Below are 5,003 nucleotides of genomic sequence, written 5' to 3' on the forward strand. Positions count from 1 at the left end.
GCCGGCAGACCGGCGCGTCGTGCTCCTCAAGGGGGAGCGCACCCACGTGGTGACCCCGGACGGCGGCGTCGCGCTCGTCGCGTCCTCGGCGACCCCCTGGCTCGCGACCGCCGGCGCCGGCGACGCGCTCGGCGGCGTGCTCGGTGCGCTCGTCGCGGGCCGCCAGGGCGCCGTCGAGGCGGCGGGCAGCGCGCTGACGCCGTCGGACCTCGCACACCTCGCCGCCACGGCCGCGGTCGTGCACGGGCTCGCGGCGCGCCGCGCCTCCCGTGGCGGGCCCTTCCCGATCACGGCGCTCGTGGAGCAGCTGCCCGGCGTCGTCCGCGACCTCGCGGTCGACGGCGACGCGGCCTGACCACCGCCCGGCAGGACCTCGGCCGCCGTGTGGCGACGGTGTCGTCGTCGCACGACAGCGGTGCGGTCGTCGCGCGTCGGTCGCGAGGTGACCATCAGGGCCGTCCCGCGTCGGTCGTGACGTGACCACGAGACGGCCGGGAGGCCCGTGGCGGGCTCGCCCCGTGCCTCCAGGCCGGCCGTCGGGTCGCGCCCGGCGACGCGCTCCCCGGTGCACCATGGGTGCGGGTCGGTACGCTCGTCCGGTGCAGCGGAGAGCCTGGGTCGAGCCCGTCCTGTTCGGAGCGGCCTTCGTCGCCGTGCACGCCGCGCTGTGGTGGCTGACCACGGTGTCCGCCAACCTCCCGCTCGGCGACGTGACCATCACCTACCGACGGTGGATCGAGACGGGGCAGCAGTCGCACTTCTGGGTCGGCGTCGACGAGGCCTGGGTGTACCCGATCCTCGCGATCGTGCCGATGGCGGCCGCGGCGCTCGGCGGCGTCGCCGCGATCGGGACCGGCTGGCTCGTCCTCGTGGTGCTCCTCGACGCCGCGGCGTGCCTGCTGCTCTGGCGGCACCGCACCTGGGTCGGTGCGGCACGGGTCCGTGTCGTCTGGTGGTGGCTCGTCTTCCTGCTCGCCCTCGGCCCGATCGCGCTCGGCCGGATCGACAGCATCGCGACCGTGCTCGCGCTCGCCGGGGTCGCGTTCGTCGCCACCCGTCCGGCGGTCGCGTCCGTGCTGTTCACCGCCGCCGCGTGGACCAAGGTGTGGCCGGCCGCGCTCGTGGGCGTCCTGGCGCTCGTGCGGCGCGGACGTCGGTGGGGCGTGGTCGTCGGTGCGCTCGTGACCACGGCGCTCATCGTGCTCGTGGACGTGCTCTACGGCGGTGCGCCCTTCCTGTTCTCGTTCATCGGGGAGCAGGGCGGTCGGGCGCTCCAGATCGAGTCGCCCCTCGCGACCCCGTTCCTGTGGGCTGCCGCCGCCCGCGTGCCGGGGGCCGCCGTCTACTACGACCGCGAGATCCTGACCTTCGAGGTGTCCGGCGCCGGCACCCACGCGGCGGCGGCGGTGTCGACGCCCCTCATGGCCCTGGTGGTGCTCGCCGGGGTCGTGCTGGCGCTCCGGGCGGTCCGGCGGGGTGCCTCCCGGACCCAGGCCGCGCCGCTGCTCGCACTCGTGCTCGTCGCCGCGCTCGTCGCGACGAACAAGGTCGGGTCCCCGCAGTACATCGGCTGGTTCGCCGTGCCGGTCGTGTGGGGGCTCGTCGCGGGCCGGCCGAGCGCGAGGCGGTTCCTGCCGCTGGCCCTGCTGGCGCTCCCGATGGCCTTCCTGACGCAGCTCGTCTACCCGGGCTACTACGACCAGGTCCTGACGGTGCAGCCGTGGATCCTCGTGGTGCTGACGCTCCGGAACGTGCTCGAGGTCGTCGTGCTGGTGTGGGGTGTCGTCGAGCTCGTGCGGCTCGGGGCGCGGGGGCGGGCGCGGGGGTCGCTGGCGTCCGCTGCTCCGTCGTCGCGTTCCCGGCTCGAGCCGGGCAGGATGGACGCATGATCGTCGCGTTCTCCGTCGCACCGTCCGGTGGTCCCGCCGCAACCGAGGACGGGTCCGTGCACGACGCCGTCGCCGCCGCCGTGCGGGTCGTCCGCGAGAGCGGCCTGCCGAACCGCACCTCGTCGATGTTCACGGAGCTCGAGGGGGAGTGGGACGAGGTGATGGACGTCGTGAAGCGTGCGACCGAGGCCGTCGCACCGTTCGGCACGCGGGTGTCGCTCGTGCTCAAGGCCGACATCCGGCCCGGGCACACGGGGGAGATCGACGGCAAGGTGGAGCGGCTCGAGGCGGCGCTGGACCGCTGAGCGTGCGCGTGCTCGCGCTGGTCGCGGGTGGGTGTGCTGATCGACCGCTCTGCGCGCCGACGACACGCCGCACGCCTCCCGCAGATGTCGGTGGTCGGGTGTCTCCTGTCGGTGACGGACGCGACAGGCGTCCGCACGACGACGAGGAGCTGCTCATGATGCACGACGGCTGGTGCCCCGACTGCGACCTGCGTTCGGTCGTCATCGACGTGGACGACGCCGGCGAGCACGCCTGGGCGACCTGCTCCGAGTGCGGTGCGGGCTGGGTCCACCGGGACGAGCTGCCCGAGTCCGCGGCTGCCGCCCCGAGCACCACGGAGCGCCGCGCGGCCTGACCCACCGGCTGGCCCGTCGAGGTCGCCCGAGGGCGCCGGGTGTCGGTCGAATCGATTCGGCCTGTCGTCTTCCGTCCGGCCGTTGGAGCGTTCTACACTGCTGGGAGCGGGTCGGCCCGGCCGTCCCGTCACCCGTTCGACGCCGAACCGGGACGCCCTCCGAGTGCTGGTGCCCACCGTCGACGGCGAGCCGGTCGGCAGGGAACGCGCGACACCTCGAGCGCGTGACGCCCCGCTCGACCCACCTCCCGTCCGAGAACAGGCACCATGACCAACCTCACGCCTGCGCGCCGCACTGCCGCGCTCGTCGCCCTCGCCCTCGGTGGGTTCGCGATCGGTTCGACCGAGTTCGTCGCGATGGGGCTCCTGCCGAACATCGCGGCGGCGCTCCTGCCGGGCCAGTACGCGGCGGACCCGGACGCCGGTGTCGCCCACGCGGGCTGGATCGTCAGCGCCTACGCACTCGGGGTCGTCGTCGGCGCGCCCACGATCGCGGCGATGTCCGCCAAGTTCCCGCGCAAGGGACTCGTCCTCGTGCTGCTCGTCGGCTTCGTCCTGGCCACCGTCGCGAGCGCGGTCCTGCCGACGTTCGGTCTCGTGCTCGTCGCGCGGTTCGTCGCCGGACTCCCGCACGGGGCCTACTTCGGCATCGCGTCGATCGTCGCCGGGGACATGATGGGCCCCGGCAAGCGCGGCAAGGGCATCGCGATGGTGATGCTCGGCCTGTCCGTCGCGAACGTCGTCGGTGTCCCGGCGATCACCTGGGTCGGCCAGGTCGCGGGCTGGCGCACCGCGTACGGCGTCGTCGCGGCGCTGTTCGGGGCGACGTTCCTCGCCGTGGCGGCCTTCGTGCCCCGGTCGCCCCGGGACGAGCACGCCACCATCGGTCGGGAGCTCTGCGCGTTCCGGAGCCGCAGCTCTGGATCGTGATGGGCCTCGGGGCGATCGGCTTCGGCGGCTTCTTCGCGGTGTACTCGTACATCTCGCCGCTGGTCCAGCACGTGACCGGGCTCAGCGAGTCCGCGGTCCCGCTCGTGCTCGTCGTCGTGGGGCTGGGCATGGTGGTCGGTGGTGTCGTCGGCGGACACCTGGCCGACCACAGCGTGAAGCGGACGATCTACGTCGGCCTGCTGGCGCTCGTGGGTGCACTGCTCCTCACCGTGCTGACCGCGCAGTGGACGGTCGGCATGGTCGCCGGCGCGTTCCTGCTGGGCGCCACGTCGTCCGCGATCCCGCCGGCCGTGCAGTCGCGGCTCATGGACGTCGCCGGTGACGCGCGCACGATCGCCGCGGCGCTCAACCACTCGGCGTTCAACATCGGCAACTCGCTCGGCGCGGCGCTCGGTGGCGCGGTGATCGCTGCCGGGTTCGGCTTCCTCGCCCCGGCGTGGCTCGGTATCGTGCTCGCGCTGCTCGGCGTCGGTGTCACGGCGATCAGCTACGGCGTGGAGCGTCGGTCGGGCGCTCGTGCCGCGCTCCGCTCCTCGCACCCGTCCACCGGGCCGATCACCGCGCCGGTGCCCACCGTCTGACGCCGGCGCGACGGACGCCGCGGCGCCGCCGTCGCCGTCGGCGCGCCGCGGTCGTCGGCGTCCGCTGTCGGCGCGGTCGTCAGCGTCCACTGTCGGCGCGCTTCGCGCTCGCACAACCGAAGTCACCCCGAACCACGCGGTTGCGCGGTGCTGGGTGACTTCGGTTGTGCAACGGTGCGGACGCGTCGCACCGAGCGGGCTGCCGCCTGAGCGGGCTGCGACCCGGGCGACTACAGGCCGAGCGGGCTGCCGTCCTGCACGATGATGCCGTCGGTGATCGCCCGCTTCCGGAGCGCCACCTTGGTGCCGACGTCGAAGCCGGCGACACGGTACTTCTCGCGGATGCGCTTCAGGTAGCTCTTCGCGGTCTCCTCGGAGATCCCGAGCTGGTACGCGACGCTCTTCACCGGCTCGCCGCCGCCGTAGAGGGCCATGACGCGGCGCTCCTGGGCGCTGAGCTTCGGCACGCCGCCGACGTCGCCGGAGTTGATGGCAAGGTCGAGCTCGGCGGAGACGTACTGCTCGCCGCGCTGGGCCGAGCGGATCGCCTCGACGATCATCTCGGCGTCCTCGCTCTTCACGAGGTAGCCGAGCGCGCCGGCCGCCAGCGCCTCGCGGACGACGTTGGGCTCGGAGTACGTGCTCATCACGACGGTCTTCACCCCGGCGGTCTTGAGCGTCGAGATCTTCAGCGAGACCGGGATCGAGTCCTTGAGGTCGAGGTCGAGCAGCACCACATCGAGTAGAGGCGATCGCGACGATGAACGGTGCGGAAGAAGTGACGTTCAGCGCAAAGGTCTGCCTGCCGGGTGAGTCGTACTCGGAGTGGATTCCGTCTTTCAAGCGTCAGCACAAGAACCGGGCCTGGTCACTCCTCTCCAGCTGCGACGAGCTCCTGCAGTCAGGACACTTCTTCCGTCCGTACACGGTTGCGGACAAGTG

5 protein-coding genes and 2 pseudogenes are annotated in these 5,003 nt (G+C 73.1%); 6 read left to right on the forward strand and 1 reads right to left on the reverse strand.

Features of this window, described 5'->3' with window-relative positions:
- The 5 genes and pseudogenes from I59_RS03010 to I59_RS23795 form a co-directional block, all read left to right on the forward strand.
- On the forward strand, positions 1-355 hold a 355-nt coding region (locus I59_RS03010), incomplete at its 5' end, for an NAD(P)H-hydrate dehydratase (RefSeq protein ID WP_022902610.1).
- A gap of 244 nt (positions 356-599) precedes the next feature.
- Positions 600-1,889, forward strand: a complete 1,290-nt coding sequence (locus I59_RS03020) for a glycosyltransferase 87 family protein (protein ID WP_042726407.1) — start codon at positions 600-602, stop codon at positions 1,887-1,889.
- On the forward strand, positions 1,886-2,194 hold the full coding sequence (locus I59_RS03025) for a thiamine-binding protein (RefSeq protein ID WP_022902613.1): 309 nt from the start codon (positions 1,886-1,888) through the stop codon (positions 2,192-2,194). The genes I59_RS03020 and I59_RS03025 overlap by 4 nt, the downstream gene beginning before the upstream one ends.
- A gap of 155 nt (positions 2,195-2,349) precedes the next feature.
- Positions 2,350-2,529, forward strand: a complete 180-nt coding sequence (locus I59_RS03030) for a hypothetical protein (protein WP_148286059.1) — start codon at positions 2,350-2,352, stop codon at positions 2,527-2,529.
- 267 nt (positions 2,530-2,796) lie between these two features.
- Positions 2,797-4,061: pseudogene (locus tag I59_RS23795) on the forward strand (MFS transporter).
- A gap of 230 nt (positions 4,062-4,291) precedes the next feature.
- Here the strand turns inward: I59_RS23795 and I59_RS03040 are convergent.
- Positions 4,292-4,804, reverse strand: a pseudogene (locus tag I59_RS03040) (LuxR C-terminal-related transcriptional regulator); the annotation flags it as partial.
- A 17-nt stretch (positions 4,805-4,821) separates the two neighbouring features.
- Here I59_RS03040 and I59_RS23120 point away from each other — a divergent pair.
- A partial coding sequence (locus I59_RS23120) for a hypothetical protein (RefSeq protein WP_222834985.1) occupies positions 4,822-5,003 on the forward strand: 182 nt, incomplete at its 3' end.

This window comes from Curtobacterium sp. B8 (assembly GCF_000333315.1).
GTDB lineage: Bacteria > Actinomycetota > Actinomycetes > Actinomycetales > Microbacteriaceae > Curtobacterium > Curtobacterium luteum.